The organism is Pandoraea sp. (assembly GCF_004297875.1).
In the GTDB taxonomy this organism is placed as follows: domain Bacteria; phylum Pseudomonadota; class Gammaproteobacteria; order Burkholderiales; family Burkholderiaceae; genus Pandoraea.
This window is the reverse complement of sequence record NZ_SCSK01000061.1, coordinates 120,988-137,102: the sequence shown is the minus strand read 5'-3', so window position 1 is coordinate 137,102 and position 16,115 is coordinate 120,988. Positions and strand designations below refer to the sequence as shown.

Genomic DNA, 16,115 nt, shown 5'->3' with positions numbered 1-16,115 from the left:
AAAGCATGTGGCCATATATTCTGAAACGCGTCCTGATGATGATCCCGACCTTGCTCGGCGTGCTCACGCTGACCTTCGTCGTGATTCAGTTCGTGCCCGGCGGGCCGGTCGAGCAACTGATGTTGCAGCTCAAGGGGCGCGGTGCCGGCGGCGTCGGAGTGCAGGGCATGGAAGCCAGTGGCGCCGGCAGCGACTACCGCGGGCGGCGCGGCGTCGATCCGCAGCAGATCGCGCAAATCAAGGCGCTGTACGGGTTCGACAAGCCACCCCTGCAGCGGTACTGGCTGATGCTCAAGCGCTTTGCGCGCTTCGATCTGGGGCAGAGTTATTATCAGCACGAGAGCGTGTGGTCGCTGATCAAATCGAAATTGCCGGTCTCGATCAGCCTTGGTCTGTGGACGTTTTTCCTGACCTATCTGATATCGGTGCCGTTGGGCATCGCCAAGGCGGTACGTGCCGGTTCCCGTTTCGATTTCGCCACCAGCCTGCTGGTGCTGACCGGCTACGCGATCCCCGGTTTTGTGCTGGGGGTGCTGCTGCTCGTGCTGTTCGGCGGCGGCACTTTCTGGCAGCTGTTTCCGCTGCGCGGTCTCACATCGGATGACTGGGACCAGCTCAGCCTGGTCGGCAAGGTACTCGATTATCTGTGGCATATGGTGTTGCCGGTCACGGCATCAGTGGTCGGCAGTTTTGCCGTGACCACCATGCTGACCAAAAACGCCTTTCTCGACGAGATCCGCAAGCAATACGTTCTGACCGCGCGCGCCAAGGGCTTGCCGGAGCGGCGCGTGCTATGGAAACACGTATTCCGCAATGCCATGATTCCGCTGGTCACCGGTTTTCCGTCGGCCTTCATCGGCGCATTCTTCACCAGCAGCCTGCTGATCGAGACACTCTTTTCTCTCGATGGGCTGGGGCTGCTCTCCTACGACTCGGTGTTGCGGCGCGACTATCCCGTGGTGCTGGGCACGCTGTACCTGTTTACGCTGATCGGCCTGGTCACCAAGCTGATCTCCGATCTGTGCTATGTGCTGGTCGATCCGCGCATTCAATTCGAACGTCTGGAGCGATGATTTGAATCGTGTCCTTTCCCCGGGCGGCGCATCGCCGTCACCCGGCCGCCGCGTCTGGCTGCGGTTCAAGCGCAACCGGCTGGGCTATTGGAGCCTGCTGGTGTTTTTGACGCTGTTCGGCCTGAGCCTGTGCGCCAACCTGATCGCCAATGACAAGCCATGGATCGTGCGCTACGACGGCCACTACTATTTCCCGCTGTTCAAGACCTACCCGGAGACCACCTTCGGGGGCGACTTCCATACGCCGGCGGACTATCTCGACCCGTACATACAGCACAAGCTCCGCGAGCACGGCAATTTCGTCGTCTATGCGCCGAATCACTATCACTACGACACGATCAATTATTTCGCCGCGCAGCCCAATCCGGCGCCGCCATCCGCGGAAAACTGGCTGGGCACCGATGACCGGGGGCGCGACGTATTTTCCCGCCTGCTGTATGGCTTTCGCATCTCGGTGCTGTTTGGCCTGGCGCTCACCGTGGCCGGTACCCTGCTGGGCGTTCTCGCCGGGGCCGTGCAGGGCTTCTTTGGCGGTCGCATCGATTTGATCAGCCAGCGGCTGATCGAAATCTGGGGCTCGCTGCCGGAACTCTATCTGCTGATTATTTTCGCCTCGATTTTCGAGCCCAGCCTGTGGCTGCTGTTCATCCTGCTGTCGCTGTTCGGCTGGATGGGTTTGTCGGACTACGTGCGCGCGGAGTTTTATCGCAACCGCTCGCAGGACTACGTGCGCGCCGCGCGCGCCATGGGCCTGTCGAACTGGCAGATCATCTGGCGCCACGTGCTGCCCAACAGCCTGACGCCGGTCATCACCTTTCTGCCGTTTCGCATGAGCGGCGCGATCCTCGCGCTCACCAGCCTGGACTTTCTTGGCCTGGGGGTGCCGCCGCCCACGCCCAGCCTGGGCGAGCTGCTGGCGCAGGGCAAGGAAAATCTCGACGCCTGGTGGATTTCCCTGTCGACCTTCGCGGTGCTTGTGCTCACGCTGTTGTTGCTCACCTTCATGGGCGACGCGCTGCGCAATGCGCTCGACACGCGCATTGCCGACCGTCAGGCCGCGGGGGGTAATGTGCTATGAGCGATGCGCTGCTGGTGCTGGAAAATCTGTCGGTGCGCTTCGGCCAGACCGAGGCGGTGCGCGAGGTCAATTTGTCGATTGCGCGCGGCGAGCGGATCGCGCTGGTCGGCGAATCGGGCTCGGGCAAGAGCGTGACGGCGCTGGCTATCCTGCGCCTGCTGCAGGACGCGCAGGTCGCTGGCCGTATCGAGTTCGATGGGGAGGATCTGGCGAGCAAGTCGGAGCGCGAGATGCGCGCGCTGCGCGGCAACGATATCGCGATGATTTTTCAAGAGCCGATGACCGCGCTCAATCCGCTATACACGATCGGCAACCAGATCGCCGAATCGCTGCAACTGCATGAGGGATTGGCCCCGGCGGCCGCGCGAGTTCGCGCAATCGAGCTGTTGCGCCGCACCGGCATTGCCGAACCACAGCGGCGCGTCGATGATTACCCGCACGTGCTCTCGGGCGGGCAGCGCCAGCGCGCCATGATCGCCATGGCGCTGGCTTGCCGGCCCAAGCTGTTGCTGGCCGATGAGCCCACTACCGCGCTCGATGTGACGATTCGCGCGCAGATCATGGCGCTGCTACTTGAGTTGCAGGAAGAGGAGGCGCGCAAGCGGGGCATGGCAGTGCTGCTGATCACGCATGACCTGAATCTGGTGCGCCGTTTCGCCGACCGGGTCGCCGTGATGGAAAAGGGTGTGCTGGTCGAATGCCGACCGACCGAGGCCCTGTTTCTCGACCCGCAGCATCCGTATACCCAGCGTCTGCTCAACAGCCAGCCGCGGCGCGAGGTGTTGCCGGTCGTGCCGATCGCGCCGGTACTGCTCGAAGCCAGGCAACTCGCGGTCGACTATCGACAAACGTTGCCCGGGTGGCGAGGATGGCTAAAGTCTGGCCGGTTTCGTGCCGTTAAACCAGTAGACGTGGCTTTACGCCAGGGCGAGACGCTGGGCGTGGTCGGCGAATCGGGCTCGGGCAAGACGACCTTGGCAATGGCTCTGTTGGGTTTGCAGCGTGCCGCCGAGGGAAGCAGCATTGAGTTTCGCGGCAAGGCGCTCGGCGCCTATCGCGGGGCCGAACGGCGGATTTTGCGCTCGCGCATGCAGGTCGTGTTCCAGGATCCCTATGGCTCCCTGTCACCGCGCATGACGGTCGAGCGGATCGTGGGCGAGGGGCTGGCGCTGCATCAGCCCAATCTGGGGGCGGCCGAGCGGCGCGAAAGGGTTATTCGCATGCTGCGCGAGGTCGGCATGGACCGGACGGCATTGCAGCGCTATCCGCACGAATTTTCGGGCGGGCAGCGGCAGCGCATCGCGATTGCCCGCGCACTGATCGTCGAGCCGCAGATTTTAGTGCTGGACGAACCGACCAGCGCGCTGGACGTATCGATCCAACAGCAGGTGTTGCATTTGTTGGCGCAATTGCAACAGAAGTACAACCTGAGCTACCTGTTTATCAGTCACGACCTGGCGGTAATGCGAGCCATGGCACACCGCGTGATGGTGTTCAAGGATGGCGAAATGGTTGAGACCGGGGATACGGATGCAGTCTTATTTGCTCCGCAAAATCCGTATACGCGAGAATTACTTGCTGCGGCGATGCTTTGAACGTCGTCCAACGTCTTTCAACGTCGTCGAAATCGCCTGTCAATTATTGGTGATTTGCAATGATTTATCGGGGTAATTGATTTTTTCTATTGCCTTTTGACTTCACTCAAGCTTCACATTACTATCGCGTACCATTAAGCGAATTCTTCATAAGCGATTTATCGGCCCACTGAGACCAATGCAGACATCCCTCCAGCGCACCGCCAGGTCCCTATTTTCTGTCCTTTTCGCTGTAGGCCTGCTCGCCGGATCGATGACCGCTCATGCCGACGATCCCTATAATTCCAGCCCATTGCTGAAAGACCACATCGATGCGCCGGCGGCAAGCGCCTCGCCGTCGTCGATCAATGGCGTCGCCAACGCCGCGATCGAACAGGCATCGAGCAGCGTCAGCCAGTCGTTCCAGGTATCCCAGGGCACGGCTCCCGGCGCCGCGACCAATCAAGCAAGCACAGGCAAGTCGTTGCAGGAAGCGCAAGTCGCAAAAATTCTGAAGGCGCTGAATGCCCAGGACGCAACCGCATCGCCCGCGCAATCGAGCACCGTGGCCGCTGCCCCCAAGCCCGCCCGCAAATTCCTGTCCAACGTTGCAGACAAAGCCGGTGAAGTGGTTCTGGGCGCGTTGAACATGATCGGGGTGCGCTACAAATGGGGCGGCAACACGCCCGATAGCGGACTCGACTGCAGCGGCTTCGTGCGTTATGTGTTCAAGGACACGCTGGGTTTTCTGCTGCCCCGTCGGGCAGTCGAAATGAGCCATGTCGGCGAGCGTGTCGCGTCCAACGACCTCAAGCCGGGCGATCTGGTGTTTTTCGACACGAGCCGGCGGCGTCAGGTCTCTCACGTCGGTATCTATATCGGCGACAACAAGTTTGTGCATTCGCCCGCCACCGGCGGCGAAATCCGTATCGACGATATGCATCAGGCCTATTGGCTGCGACGCTTCGAAGGCGCGCGCCGAGTGCGCATGCTCAACACCAAGGCGGATGTAACGCCACCCGATTTGAAGCGCGTGCAGGAGTTGTTCAAGCACAACCCACCGATGTAAGTCGGTTTGCCGATCCAGGCCAATCAAAAACCTCGCCGCAAGCGGCGAGGTTTTTGTTTATTGGGACTGCGCCAGGCGATTGTTCCGGGTCGCCGCCACGTTCAGCGTGCCTTGCGCATTTGCCAATTTGCGCTCGATCTCGGGCCAATCGCGGTCGACTGCCGCCTCGCCGGCCAGAATCGCCTGATTGCGAGCGTGGAAATCATCGGCCCGCATCGATGCCAGCGCGGGGCGAATGACGACATCGGCGTTTTGGGTGAGTTCGTACTGCTTGATCGATTGGCCCATGATGGCGAATGTTTGCAGCAGCACGTCGAGCGAGTTGCCAGTCGCCTGGGCCGCCGGCTGAGCCGAAATATCCACGGCAATCACGAAATCGGCCCCCATGCGGCGAGCGTATTCGGCCGGCACCGGCGCCACCAGGCCGCCGTCGACATAATCGTGCCCGGCGATGCGAACCGGCTCAAAAAGCGTCGGCACGCTGCTCGATGCGCGCACCGCCATGCCCGTGTTGCCGCGTCGGAACAGAATCGGTTGACCGGTTTGCAAGTCGGTGGCCACGATGCCCAGCGGTATCGGCATGCGCTCGATCGGGCGATTGTGCAGCAGATGATTGACGTAGTCCTGCAGGGCGACGCCACGGAGCATGCCGCGAGAACGAAACGGCAACGCCCAGTCGCTGATCGCGGCCTCGTCCATCGAAATGGCGATCCGGTTCAGTTGCAAGCCGCTCAAGCCCGATGCATATAACGCGCCGACCACGCTGCCGGCGCTGGTGCCCACGATCAGATCAGGATGAATGCCGTGCGCCTCCAGCGCCTTGATGACGCCGATGTGCGCAAATCCTCTTGCCGCGCCGCCGCCGAGTGCCAAGCCGATTTTCAGATGGCGTGGCGCGGCCGGTGGCATGGTGGAGGGCGCGGCAGGCTGGACGTGTTGCGCCAGTGGCTGTGGCGCGATAGTCGGGCGGGGAGTGCTCGCGCACGCGCTCAACAGGCACGCGAGAACGACTGGCAAAGAACGGGTAACCCCGCGAGATAGGAATTTGCGGGCAGAAAGTGTTGCGGGTGACAAACCGGGCTCCAACGAATGCGCTGCGCAATTCTACGAGGATTGCGACACTTCTGCTTGGACACGCTGCGCGAGGTATTCCTCTATTCCTATAATTAATGAGAATTATTTACAATTATTCTTGATATCCCTAAGCTGTCCTCGCAAGTTGGAATTGCGCAAAACGAATATGCGAGGATGAATTAATGAATCGATTGTTTCTCAGGGTGGGTGCCGGGCTGCTGGCCGCGCTTGCGGGTGTCGTGAACGTCCACGCGCAGGATCAGGTGCTGAATCTATATTCTGCTCGGCATTATCAGGCCGACGAGGCGCTATACCGAAATTTCACGGAGGAAACCGGCATCAAAATCAACCGCATCGAGGCCGATGACAATGCGATTTTCGAGCGCTTGAGAAGCGAGGGGCAGCGCAGTCCCGCGGATGTGATTCTGATGGTCGACGCCGCTCGGCTGGCGGCCGCGCAGCGCGCCGGGTTGTTTCAGCCGATCAGATCGCGGGTGCTGGCGAAGCGGATTCCCGCCAAATGGCACGCCGGCGACAGCCCGCAAGGCGTCGAGTGGTTCGGGTTTTCCACGCGCGCGCGCGTGATTGTCTATAACAAGGACACCGTCAAGCCGCAGGACGTAGCCACCTACGCGTCGCTGGCCGATCCGAAAAATCGCGGCAAGGTCTGCACTCGCTCGGGGGCGCATCCCTATATGTTGTCGCTGGTAAGCGCGCTCATCGCGCGCAATGGCGAGGCGGCCACCGAAACCTGGGCACGCGGCATGGTCGCGAATGCCGCCCGCCCGCCTCGCGGCGGTGATACCGATCAGATCAAAGCGGTCGCCAGCGGCGAGTGCGGCGTGGCGCTGACCAACTCATACTATTACGTACGCCTGGCGCGTTCGCCGCGACCGCAGGATCGGGCGTTGATGTCTCGGATCGGCTATGTGTGGCCAGACCAGCACGGGCAGGGCACGCACCTGAACGTCGCGGGCGCCGGCGTGGCCAGGCACGCGCCGCATCGTGCCGCAGCAATCAAATTCCTCGAGTATCTGGCCAGCGACCAGGCGCAGTCGTATTTCGCCAACGGCAACAACGAATGGCCGGTAGTCAAGGCGGTGCACGTGAACAATCCGGCGCTGGCCGCGTTGGGCGATTTCAAGGCCGAGACGGTGCCGATCAGCAAGATTGCCGCCGGTGTGCCGGCCGCGCAGCGGATTCTCGATCGCGTGGGCTATCGCTGAGCCAGTGGGGCAGCCATAAAAAAACCGGTCTGGATGGCGACCGGTTTTGTGCTGGGGGGTAGGTAATGCGCTGCGCGCGAAGCTCAGCCGCCGCGCCGCATCATGTCGAAGAATTCGGCGTTGTTCTTGGTCTGCTTGACCTTGCCCAGCAGGAATTCCATCGACTCGATCTCATCCATGTCGTAGATGAGCTTGCGCAGCACCCAGATCTTTTGCAGGATTTCCGGCTTGACCAGCAATTCCTCGCGCCGGGTGCCCGATTTGTTCAGATTGATCGCGGGATAGACGCGCTTTTCGGCCAGGCGGCGTTCCAGGTGGACTTCCATGTTGCCGGTGCCCTTGAACTCTTCATAGATCACATCGTCCATCCGGCTGCCGGTTTCGATCAGGGCAGTGGCAATGATGGTCAGCGAGCCGCCTTCCTCGACGTTGCGGGCCGCGCCGAAGAAGCGCTTGGGCCGCTGCAGCGCATTGGAGTCGACGCCGCCGGTCAGCACCTTGCCCGAAGCCGGAATGACCGTGTTGTAAGCGCGCGCCAGACGGGTGATCGAGTCCAGCAAAATCACCACGTCCTGTTTCATTTCGATCAGGCGTTTGGCCTTTTCGATCACCATTTCCGCGACTTGCACATGGCGCGTGGCGGGCTCGTCGAACGTCGACGCGATGACTTCGCCGCGCACCGAGCGTTGCATCTCGGTGACTTCCTCGGGGCGTTCGTCGATCAACAGCACGAACAACGTGACGTCCGGATGGTTCGACGTGATGGCGTGGGCAATGTGCTGCAGCATGACGGTCTTGCCCGACTTTGGCGAAGCGACCAACAGACCGCGCTGGCCCTTGCCGATCGGGGCGATCATGTCGATGATGCGCCCCGTGATGTTCTCCTCGCCCTTGATGTCGCGCTCGAGCAGCAGTGGCTTGTTCGGGTGCAGCGGCGTGAGATTCTCGAACATGATCTTATGTTTCGAGGCCTCAGGCGGATGCATGTTGACCTTGTCGACCTTGACCAGTGCGAAGTAGCGCTCACCGTCCTTGGGGGTGCGAACTTCACCTTCGATCGTGTCGCCCGTATGCAGATTGAAGCGGCGGATTTGCGACGGACTGATGTAGATGTCGTCGGGGCTGGCGAGATAAGAGGTTTCGGGCGAGCGCAGAAAACCGAAGCCGTCGGGCAACACTTCGAGCGTACCATCGCCAAAGATGGTTTCTCCCAGCTTGGCGCGCTTCTTCAGAATGGCAAACATCAATTCCTGTTTGCGCATGCGATTCGCGTTCTCGACCTCGAGGCCGTTGGCCATTTCGAGGAGCTCGGAGACATGCAAGGACTTAAGTTCGGATAAATGCATACGGAGATGCCGTCGCTGGGACGAGCAAGAAGGACAAGGGAAAAAAGTGAGCGAACGCTCGAAGAACTATTTATAGGATCTGTCTGGACGGATTATAGCGCATGCGGCGCGTTCGGCAAGAAGCCCTCGATACGCCGCATGCTGGCTGTGGCAAATGCACTACAGCTGCTTACAGATTGCCATCCAGAAAAGCAGTCAGTTGCGATTTCGACAATGCGCCGACTTTCTGCGCCGCAACCGCGCCGTTCTTGAACAGAATCAGCGTCGGAATGCCTCGGATGCCAAATTTCGGCGGCGTGGCCTGGTTGTTGTCGACGTCCAGTTTGGCGATCTGCACACGGCTGGAAAAATTCGGATCGGCAGCGATCTCCTCGAGAATCGGTGCAATCATCTTGCACGGGCCGCACCACTCGGCCCAGAAATCCAGCAACACAGGCTTGTCCGACTTCAGGACTTCCTGATCGAAAGATGCGTCGGTGACGTGTTTGATGTGCTCGCTCATTTTTTTAAGTGCCTCGTCTAACTAATCGAAAAACCCTGGTGCGCCGGATAGCGACCGCGCCGGGAGAAGGGGTTTAGGCAATATCGATTCTGCGGCGGCACACTGCACCGGGGCAGAAAAGGCATTGATGCTTCCAGCCTTCAGGTTAGGGCTGCGCCGCTGAAATCAAGCGATTTTCCAGCGCAGTTTCCGCCAATCTTAGCGGAAATCGGTCGCCTCTGCGCAGCCTCGCCATCTCGAAATACACGCGCGATTGCAGACTCGCGAGCAAGGCTCTGGTAGAATCCGCCGGTGACGGGCCTCCTCGCATGGCGGCGCGGCCAATCTGGTCAGGTCGGGAACGAAGCAGCCACAGCCGTTTTCTGCCAGTGCCGAGGGTCAGGCTCGTCACCCTCCAACGTCCCTGCCAGCTTGCTCGAAAGATCGTTGCGAACCCGTCGCGACGGCATCTGCCGGTGCGCTCCTGCGGCCGCGATCCGGTCCCTTGTCCACGCGCTGATTTGTTACAATTTTGCCATGACTTATCAAGTACTCGCGCGCAAATGGCGCCCCAAAGGATTCTCTACGCTGGTCGGCCAGGAGCACGTGGTGCGGGCCCTGACGCATGCGCTCGAGCAGCAGCGCCTGCACCATGCCTACCTTTTCACCGGCACGCGCGGCGTCGGCAAGACCACGCTGTCGCGCATCCTGGCCAAGGCGCTCAATTGCGAGACCGGCATCACGGCCCAGCCATGCGGTGTTTGCAAGGCCTGCCAGGCGATCGACGCAGGTCGCTTTGTCGATTACGTCGAGATGGACGCCGCGTCCAATCGGGGTGTCGACGAGATGACCTCGCTGCTCGAAAAGGCGGTTTACGCACCCGTCGATGCCCGCTTCAAGGTCTACATGATCGATGAAGTGCACATGCTGACCGGCCACGCCTTCAACGCGATGCTCAAGACGCTCGAAGAGCCGCCGGCGCACGTCAAGTTCATTCTGGCTACCACCGATCCGCAGAAGATCCCGGTGACGGTGCTGTCGCGCTGTCTGCAGTTCAACCTCAAGCAAATGCCGGCGGGCCACATCGTCGATCATCTGGCCCATATCCTGGGCGAGGAGCAAATCGCCTTCGACAACCAGGCATTGCGGCTGCTGGCCAAGGCTGCCAACGGCAGCATGCGCGACGCGTTGTCGCTGACCGACCAGGCGATCGCCTACGCGGCCGGGCCGGTCAGCGAAGAAGCGGTGCGCGGCATGCTCGGCGCGATCGATCAAAGCGTGCTGGTGCGGATTCTCGACGCGCTGCACGCCGGCACGCCAAAAGATCTGGTCGATCTGGCCGATGAGCTTGCCAGCCGCAGTTTCTCCTTCTCGGCAGCCCTGCAGGACATGGGCAGCCTGTTGCATAAGGTCGCGCTGGCGCAAATGGCCCCCGAGGCGGTGTCCGACGACTGGCCGGAGGCCGCCGACGTGCGACGTCTGGCCGGGCTGTTCGCACCAGAAGAAGTCCAGTTGCACTACCAAATCGTTATCCGGGCGCGCAGCGAGCTCGGGTTGGCGCCAGATGAGCACAGCGGATTTTCGATGGCGCTGCTGCGCATGGCGGCATTTCGTCCCTTGCTGGGCGCGTCGTCGAGCAGTGCGGGCGGCGTTGCTCCGTCGGGCGGCGTGACCGCGCGAGCGGCCACCCGCGCAGCCCCGGCCCCGGCGGCGGCCGAAACGGCACCGGCAGCGCCGACACCGGCAGCGCCGGCGCCGATGGCACCGACGGCGACCGGCACGGCCATGTCGCCAGCCAAGGCAGCGCTGGCGGCGCTGCAGGCCTCGTCGCGCAGCACCCCGCCGGCGGCGCGTCGCGCGCCGGCCGTCGAGCCGCGCCAGATGGCCGAGCCGGCTGTCGCGCCGACGGCGCCGGTAGCCGCCCGCGAGATAGAAAACGACGTCGCGCATACCGAACCGAGCCTGCCAGCCGAGTCAATCGCGGCGGTCGAGACCAATCGGACCGACTCCTCCCGCGAAGCGCCGCTGTTCGATGGCGAGTGGCCCGCGCTGGCCGCGCAGTTGCCGTTGCGCGGCCTGGCCCAGCAGCTCGCGCTGCAAAGCGAACTGTTGAGCGTGAGCGGGCGCCGGTTTCACCTGCGTGTGCCGCTCAAGCAGTTGGGCGAGAGCGGGCCGAGTGACAAACTGCGCGACGCGCTCGGCGTTCACTTCGGCACCCCGGTCGAGCTGGTGATCGAAATCGGCGCGGTCAATGCCACGGCGGCGGCCGTAGCTGCCGAAATGCGGGCGCAGCAGCAGCAGGCGGCCGAACAGGCGATCGGCAATGACGCCTTCGTTCAGACGCTGATGAACGAATTCGGCGCGCAAATCGTGCCCGGTTCGATCCGCCCAGTGCAATAATTCTTTTTTCACCCTACCAAGCGCCAGGAGTCATTGATGTTGAAAGGACAACTCGCGGGCCTGATGAAGCAGGCCCAGCAGATGCAGGAAAACATGAAGAAGATGCAGGACGAGCTCGCCCAGATCGAGGTCGAGGGGCAGTCGGGCGCCGGACTCGTCAAAATCGTGATGACCTGCAAGAACGATGTGCGCCGCGTTTCCATCGATCCGAGCCTGTTGGCCGACGACAAGGACATGCTCGAAGACCTGGTGGCGGCCGCCTTCAACGACGCGGTCCGCAAAGCCGAAGCCACCGCTCAGGAAAAGATGGGCGGCATGACCGCCGGCATGCCGTTGCCGCCGGGCTTCAAACTGCCGTTCTGAGGAGGCGGAGCTCGCCATCATGACTCTGCAAATCGCCGCACTCGACCCCACCACGCCGGGTCACGAGGCGGCGGCTCTCTCTTGACCATACCGCGCTATCGCGAGCCGAGTGACCATGCCGGCACTGACCAGTCTCCAGGAGTTGATCGAGGCGCTGCGCGCATTGCCGGGCGTCGGTCCGCGCTCGGCCCAGCGGATTGCCTACCACCTGCTGCAGCATGACCGCGGCGCGGCAACGCGACTGGGCGAGGCATTGCTTCACGCGTCCAGCGAGGTCCGTCACTGCGCCCGCTGCAATACGTTTACCGAGGTTGAAGTCTGCGAGACCTGCCAGGACCTGGAGCGCGACCCCTCGCTCCTGTGCGTGGTCGAGACGCCGGCCGACCAGTTGATGGTCGAGCAAACGCTGACCTTCCGCGGACTCTACTTTGTCCTGATGGGGCGGCTCTCGCCGCTTGACGGCATCGGACCCAAAGAGATCCATTTCGAACAGCTGATCCGGCGTATCAGCGACGGCGTGGTCAAGGAAGTCATTCTGGCCACGAACTTCACCAACGAGGGCGAGGCAACCGCCCACTATCTCGCGCAGATGCTCAAGGCCCGTGGCCTCAAAGCGAGCCGTCTGGCGCGTGGCGTACCGGTCGGCGGCGAACTCGAATACGTCGACGCCGGCACGATCGCCCGCGCGGTGCTCGATCGTCATACACTGTAAGTGGCGCCGCCCGATCCGGGCGAGCGCGCCCGGCCGCAGGTAAACGCTGATCGCGTCAACCCTTTCATCCAATCGGATTAGTCGTTTCTCGCTATTACTGGGAGCGCTCGCCTGGTCTAGACTAAATTAGGCAACCTTCCCCATAAAAAAGGCGAAGGGGCCCTGGGGCTGTTGTTCTCGCATTCGAGTTGCAAGCCAAACAACGGATGCGAGCTTGCCGTAAAGCGGGGAACAAGAATGACCCATGAAACCAATCGGACGCTAATTTATGCGTCGCGGCGACACAGCGAGCCTTTGCTTGGTTTCCTGCAGGAACGCGGCTGGCACGTCGTGCCTGCCAAGTCCGCCGGAGATGTCGGCCGTTTGATTCAGCCGGCCCACCCCACCACGGCCGCGCTGCTCGATCTGAGCAGCGGCTATTCCGACCGCGATCTGTCATTGTTCGAGAACTGCATGCAGCCAGCCCATATCGGGTGGGTGGCGGCGACCAGTCCCGAGCAACTGGAAAATGCCTCGGTGCGCCGGCTCATCCGTGACTACTGCTTCGATTACGTGCACATACCGTGTTCGAACGACGCGATCGCCAATATCGTCGGGCACGCCTACGGGATGGCCGCGCTGTCCGACATGACGAAGCAGTCGGCGCCGGAATTTTCCGGCAGCGATCAGGAAATGGTCGGCACCTGCGAAGTCATGCAGCAGTTGTTTCGTACCATTCGCAAGGTCGCCAATACCGACGCGCCGGTCTTCATCTTCGGCGAGTCGGGCACCGGCAAGGAACTGTCGGCGGTTGCCATTCATGAGCGATCGCCGCGCAGCAAAGGGCCGTTCGTCGCGATCAATTGCGGCGCCATCCCGCCGCACCTGATGCAATCCGAGTTGTTCGGCTACGAGCGGGGTGCCTTTACCGGCGCGAACCAGCGCAAGATCGGCCGAGTCGAGGCAGCCAACGGTGGCACGCTGTTCCTCGATGAAATTGGCGATTTGCCGATGGAGAGCCAGGCCGGGCTGCTGCGGTTTTTGCAGCAGGGCGCCATTGAGCGGCTTGGCGGACATGAAGTCATCCAGGTCAACGTGAGGATCATCTCCGCGACCAATGTGAATCTGGAAGAAGCCGTCAAGGAAGGCCGCTTCCGCATGGATCTATATCACCGGTTGTGCGTACTGCGGGTTGACGAACCACCGCTGCGCGCGCGCGGGCAAGACATCGAAATTCTTGCGCATCACGTGCTGCAGCGCTTCAAGGGCGACAATCACCGCAAAATCCGCGGCTTCACGCAATGCGCGGTGCAGGCGATGTATGAATACCACTGGCCCGGTAACGTTCGGGAGCTGATCAACCGGGTGCGGCGCGCCGTCGTGATGGCCGACAGCCGCATGATCTCCGCCAAGGATCTTGACCTGGCGCAGTGGGCGCCAACGGCGGTAAAAACGCTGGAGGAAATTCGCGCCGAAGCGGAGCGCGAAGCAATCGAGCAGGCGCTGCTGCGCCATTGCCATCGTCTGACTGAAGTCGCAAAGGAATTGGGAATTTCTCGAATCACGTTGTATCGGCTCATGTGCCGGTACGGCTTACGTGGTGGTAGTGACGAATCGGGCGTGCCGGCCTGATATCTCCTGGCGTTGGTGAGAGGGCAACCGGCCTGCTAATGCAGGGGCCGGTTGTCTTTTTTTGGGGGATGAATTCCACGCTCCGGCGCCCATCATGCTTCACCGCCTCGACTCGGCGCGCTGTTCCGGTCGGATGTCGGGGCAGCACATCAAGGCTGAAACATTCTGTTTCTGGCCCCCTTTAATGGTGATCCGAGGCGTTATCCCGGTCCATCGCATCACTTTCCCGGGCCATCGCCCAAGCGCGCCGCAAACACGCGCTGAGCGGCTCATGGCGCGCTGGCAAAAACGCTGCCGAAAGCCTTCCGCATCGAAACCGGCAAGCGCCGCGACACCGATCCGGCGATTGATCGGGCTGCCGTATCAGCGCTGAAACGTTTTTTGAAGATACGCGGCCATTGCCGCCGCACGGCTCCGGTCCTTCCTTTTGTTTTCAAGCGCTTAACGCACATGGCACGGATGTCGCTTAGTAGTTCTGCGCAAGGAGGACCTGGCTATGCGACAAACCACATTCGGCAAATCGTTCAGTCCGCGACGCGCGGTCGGAGCGCTATTGATCGCCATCGGCGGTGCGTTGGTCGCGTTGCCCGCGTGGGCCCAGGAATTCACGTTGGCGATGAACGACTCGCCAATCCAGACGGCCATGTTTCCGGTCGACTTCGCGGTGACGCGCAGCCCGGCGGCACTGGCAATGCTTGGCACTCAAACACCGGCCGAGGACGCTGGCTTCGTACGCATGCCCGCCGGTGCCACTGCGCTCGACGACGGTCAACTCGGCAGGGCGCGCGGACGCGTCGCCATGCCAGTCATGGTCGCGGCGACGCCGCGCATGTTGAACGTCAACTCGGTGACCCTGTGGGATGAAATGCCACGCACCAATCCGACCCCGATACCGCAGCAGCTCTCGACCGGTAACGCGCAGGTCAACACTGTGAGCTACTCGAGGTGAGCGCCATGAACCACCTATTGCGCATGACCCGGCAGGTCGCTCCAGCGATGGCGTTGTGCATGTTCGGTGCGGGCGAAGTTATCTGCACGGCGGCGTTGGCCGAGCCGGCCGCCCCGGGCGAGCTGGTGATCGAGCGGCAGGTCGGCCCGCGCATCGCCTATCGCGGTTTGCCGCACGCCAGCTATCCGATCGAATCGAGCGTTGCCACGTTTCCGAAGCAACCGTTCGACGAGGCGATCGGCTCGATCAGCGCCGCGACCGACGCGGAACTGTCGACTCACGGTTCGATGGGCCTGATCGGCTCGAGCATCGTCAACGCGATGCAGCCGCTCACCACGGGTTTGCTGGGCGGCAATACGGCCTCCGGCGGCGGTGGCATATCCGGCAGCACGGGCGGTTTTGGCAGCGCCATCGTCGGCGTGACGAGCGGCCTCGGCTCATCGATCCCCAGCGCGATCAATCAAGCGTTGGCGCCGCTGTCGTCGATGGGCGCGGTGGGGGTGACCAAATGACGCGCGCCCGTCTGACCGGGCTGGCCACGGCGCTGATCTGCACCGGCGCACTGGCCTTGCCGGCCATGGCCGATCCGGGGCAGGGCGCCGGAACCTCCGCGCCCGCCGGGATTGCCACATCGACCATCGATAGCGGTGTAGCCAAAGGCGCCAACGGCAACATCGCCGTCAATCAAACGGCCGGCGCCAATAACGCGCAAAGCAACCAGGCCGTGATCGTGCAGGGCGGCACCACGCTCGGCATCGGCGTGCTCGGCTCGCAGCAAATGTCGCTCGGGCCGGCGCTGGCTGGCGCAGCCAAAAGCAGCATCGACGGCACAGCATTTTCCGGTGTCGCTGGGTTGACGCAAGTCAATCAATCCAGCGGCAGCGGCAACCTTCAACACAACGCTGCCGTCATTGTCGGCGGCGCTGTGTCTGGAGTGGAGATCGCATCGGACACGGCACTGTCCGGTGCGATCTCTAGAGGTGGCTGGACTGGACACCCGGGCATTTCCGAGCAATACCGCGAGGTTTCGATTTCTCCGGAAGCCTTTCGTAATGCCGCTGGAATCGTGCAGGTCAACCAGTCAGCTGGTGTAGGCAACGTAGCCTCAAATGTTTTTGTGCTCCGTCCCCCGGCGGGCACATCTTTTTAATCTCACTAC

The 16,115-nt window shown here is 62.0% G+C and carries 15 protein-coding genes and 1 other RNA gene; 13 read left to right on the top strand and 3 right to left on the bottom strand.

Annotated elements, in window-relative coordinates; all coding sequences use genetic code 11:
• The first annotated feature begins 5 nt into the window (after window positions 1–5).
• From yejB to EPN80_RS17940, 4 genes are all read left to right on the top strand, one after another.
• The gene (yejB, locus tag EPN80_RS17955; RefSeq protein WP_293030472.1) at window positions 6–1,073 is read left to right on the top strand and encodes a microcin C ABC transporter permease YejB; all 1,068 of its coding nucleotides are present in this window, start codon (window positions 6–8) and stop codon (window positions 1,071–1,073) included.
• Between the two features lies 1 nt (window position 1,074).
• Complete coding sequence (locus tag EPN80_RS17950) at window positions 1,075–2,151, top strand: ABC transporter permease (protein WP_293030469.1); 1,077 nt, start codon at window positions 1,075–1,077, stop codon at window positions 2,149–2,151.
• A complete protein-coding gene (locus EPN80_RS17945) occupies window positions 2,148–3,746 on the top strand; it encodes an ABC transporter ATP-binding protein (RefSeq protein WP_293030466.1) in 1,599 nt (532 codons plus the stop codon). The genes EPN80_RS17950 and EPN80_RS17945 overlap by 4 nt, the downstream gene beginning before the upstream one ends.
• A 253-nt stretch (window positions 3,747–3,999) precedes the next feature.
• On the top strand, window positions 4,000–4,794 hold the full coding sequence (locus EPN80_RS17940; RefSeq protein WP_366468401.1) for a C40 family peptidase: 795 nt from the start codon (window positions 4,000–4,002) through the stop codon (window positions 4,792–4,794).
• A 57-nt stretch (window positions 4,795–4,851) separates the two neighbouring features.
• On the opposite strand, the gene EPN80_RS17935 is transcribed toward EPN80_RS17940, so the two are convergent.
• The gene (locus EPN80_RS17935) at window positions 4,852–5,754 is read right to left on the bottom strand and encodes a patatin-like phospholipase family protein (protein ID WP_293030522.1); all 903 of its coding nucleotides are present in this window, start codon (window positions 5,752–5,754) and stop codon (window positions 4,852–4,854) included.
• A 296-nt stretch (window positions 5,755–6,050) separates the two neighbouring features.
• Here EPN80_RS17935 and EPN80_RS17930 point away from each other — a divergent pair, with 296 nt between their 5' ends.
• Window positions 6,051–7,094 (top strand): extracellular solute-binding protein, encoded by a 1,044-nt coding sequence (locus EPN80_RS17930; RefSeq protein WP_293030463.1) that lies wholly within the window; start codon window positions 6,051–6,053, stop codon window positions 7,092–7,094.
• An 83-nt stretch (window positions 7,095–7,177) separates the two neighbouring features.
• Here EPN80_RS17930 and rho read toward each other — a convergent pair whose 3' ends face one another.
• Window positions 7,178–8,440 carry a transcription termination factor Rho gene (rho, locus tag EPN80_RS17925; RefSeq protein ID WP_293030460.1) on the bottom strand — a complete coding sequence of 421 codons (1,263 nt, stop codon included), beginning with the start codon at window positions 8,438–8,440 and terminating at the stop codon, window positions 7,178–7,180.
• 169 nt (window positions 8,441–8,609) lie between these two features.
• On the bottom strand, window positions 8,610–8,942 hold the full coding sequence (trxA, locus tag EPN80_RS17920; protein ID WP_047214314.1) for a thioredoxin TrxA: 333 nt from the start codon (window positions 8,940–8,942) through the stop codon (window positions 8,610–8,612).
• A gap of 293 nt (window positions 8,943–9,235) precedes the next feature.
• On the opposite strand from trxA, the gene ffs reads away from it, so the two are divergent.
• From ffs to EPN80_RS17880, 8 genes are all read left to right on the top strand, one after another.
• Window positions 9,236–9,334: signal recognition particle sRNA small type (gene ffs / locus EPN80_RS17915), an RNA gene on the top strand.
• A 124-nt stretch (window positions 9,335–9,458) separates the two neighbouring features.
• Window positions 9,459–11,321 (top strand): DNA polymerase III subunit gamma/tau, encoded by a 1,863-nt coding sequence (gene dnaX / locus EPN80_RS17910; protein WP_293030453.1) that lies wholly within the window; start codon window positions 9,459–9,461, stop codon window positions 11,319–11,321.
• A gap of 36 nt (window positions 11,322–11,357) precedes the next feature.
• Window positions 11,358–11,684 carry a YbaB/EbfC family nucleoid-associated protein gene (locus EPN80_RS17905; RefSeq protein WP_293030450.1) on the top strand — a complete coding sequence of 109 codons (327 nt, stop codon included), beginning with the start codon at window positions 11,358–11,360 and terminating at the stop codon, window positions 11,682–11,684.
• A 115-nt stretch (window positions 11,685–11,799) separates the two neighbouring features.
• Entirely contained in the window at window positions 11,800–12,396 is a 597-nt protein-coding gene (gene recR, locus EPN80_RS17900; RefSeq protein ID WP_293030447.1) for a recombination mediator RecR, read from the top strand.
• 237 nt (window positions 12,397–12,633) lie between these two features.
• A complete protein-coding gene (locus tag EPN80_RS17895) occupies window positions 12,634–14,007 on the top strand; it encodes a sigma-54 dependent transcriptional regulator (protein WP_293030444.1) in 1,374 nt (457 codons plus the stop codon).
• Window positions 14,008–14,503: 496 nt separating this feature from the next.
• Window positions 14,504–14,956 (top strand): hypothetical protein, encoded by a 453-nt coding sequence (locus EPN80_RS17890; protein ID WP_293030441.1) that lies wholly within the window; start codon window positions 14,504–14,506, stop codon window positions 14,954–14,956.
• 5 nt (window positions 14,957–14,961) lie between these two features.
• A complete protein-coding gene (locus EPN80_RS17885; RefSeq protein WP_293030439.1) occupies window positions 14,962–15,468 on the top strand; it encodes a hypothetical protein in 507 nt (168 codons plus the stop codon).
• Window positions 15,465–16,106: a hypothetical protein gene (locus EPN80_RS17880; RefSeq protein ID WP_293030437.1), complete on the top strand. Its 642-nt coding sequence runs from the start codon at window positions 15,465–15,467 to the stop codon at window positions 16,104–16,106. The genes EPN80_RS17885 and EPN80_RS17880 overlap by 4 nt, the downstream gene beginning before the upstream one ends.
• Window positions 16,107–16,115: the final 9 nt, after the last annotated feature.

Bases quoted from the DNA above. Each gene is read 5' to 3' on its own strand.
- yejB (WP_293030472.1), top strand. From the start codon at position 6: ATGTGGCCATATATTCTGAAACGCGTCCTGATGATGATCCCGACCTTG.
- EPN80_RS17945 (WP_293030466.1), top strand. From the start codon at position 2,148: ATGAGCGATGCGCTGCTGGTGCTGGAAAATCTGTCGGTGCGCTTCGGC.
- EPN80_RS17940 (WP_366468401.1), top strand. From the start codon at position 4,000: ATGACCGCTCATGCCGACGATCCCTATAATTCCAGCCCATTGCTGAAA.
- EPN80_RS17930 (WP_293030463.1), top strand. From the start codon at position 6,051: ATGAATCGATTGTTTCTCAGGGTGGGTGCCGGGCTGCTGGCCGCGCTT.
- rho (WP_293030460.1), bottom strand. From the start codon at position 8,440: ATGCATTTATCCGAACTTAAGTCCTTGCATGTCTCCGAGCTCCTCGAA.
- trxA (WP_047214314.1), bottom strand. From the start codon at position 8,942: ATGAGCGAGCACATCAAACACGTCACCGACGCATCTTTCGATCAGGAA.
- dnaX (WP_293030453.1), top strand. From the start codon at position 9,459: ATGACTTATCAAGTACTCGCGCGCAAATGGCGCCCCAAAGGATTCTCT.
- EPN80_RS17905 (WP_293030450.1), top strand. From the start codon at position 11,358: ATGTTGAAAGGACAACTCGCGGGCCTGATGAAGCAGGCCCAGCAGATG.
- recR (WP_293030447.1), top strand. From the start codon at position 11,800: ATGCCGGCACTGACCAGTCTCCAGGAGTTGATCGAGGCGCTGCGCGCA.
- EPN80_RS17895 (WP_293030444.1), top strand. From the start codon at position 12,634: ATGACCCATGAAACCAATCGGACGCTAATTTATGCGTCGCGGCGACAC.
- EPN80_RS17890 (WP_293030441.1), top strand. From the start codon at position 14,504: ATGCGACAAACCACATTCGGCAAATCGTTCAGTCCGCGACGCGCGGTC.
- EPN80_RS17885 (WP_293030439.1), top strand. From the start codon at position 14,962: ATGAACCACCTATTGCGCATGACCCGGCAGGTCGCTCCAGCGATGGCG.
- EPN80_RS17880 (WP_293030437.1), top strand. From the start codon at position 15,465: ATGACGCGCGCCCGTCTGACCGGGCTGGCCACGGCGCTGATCTGCACC.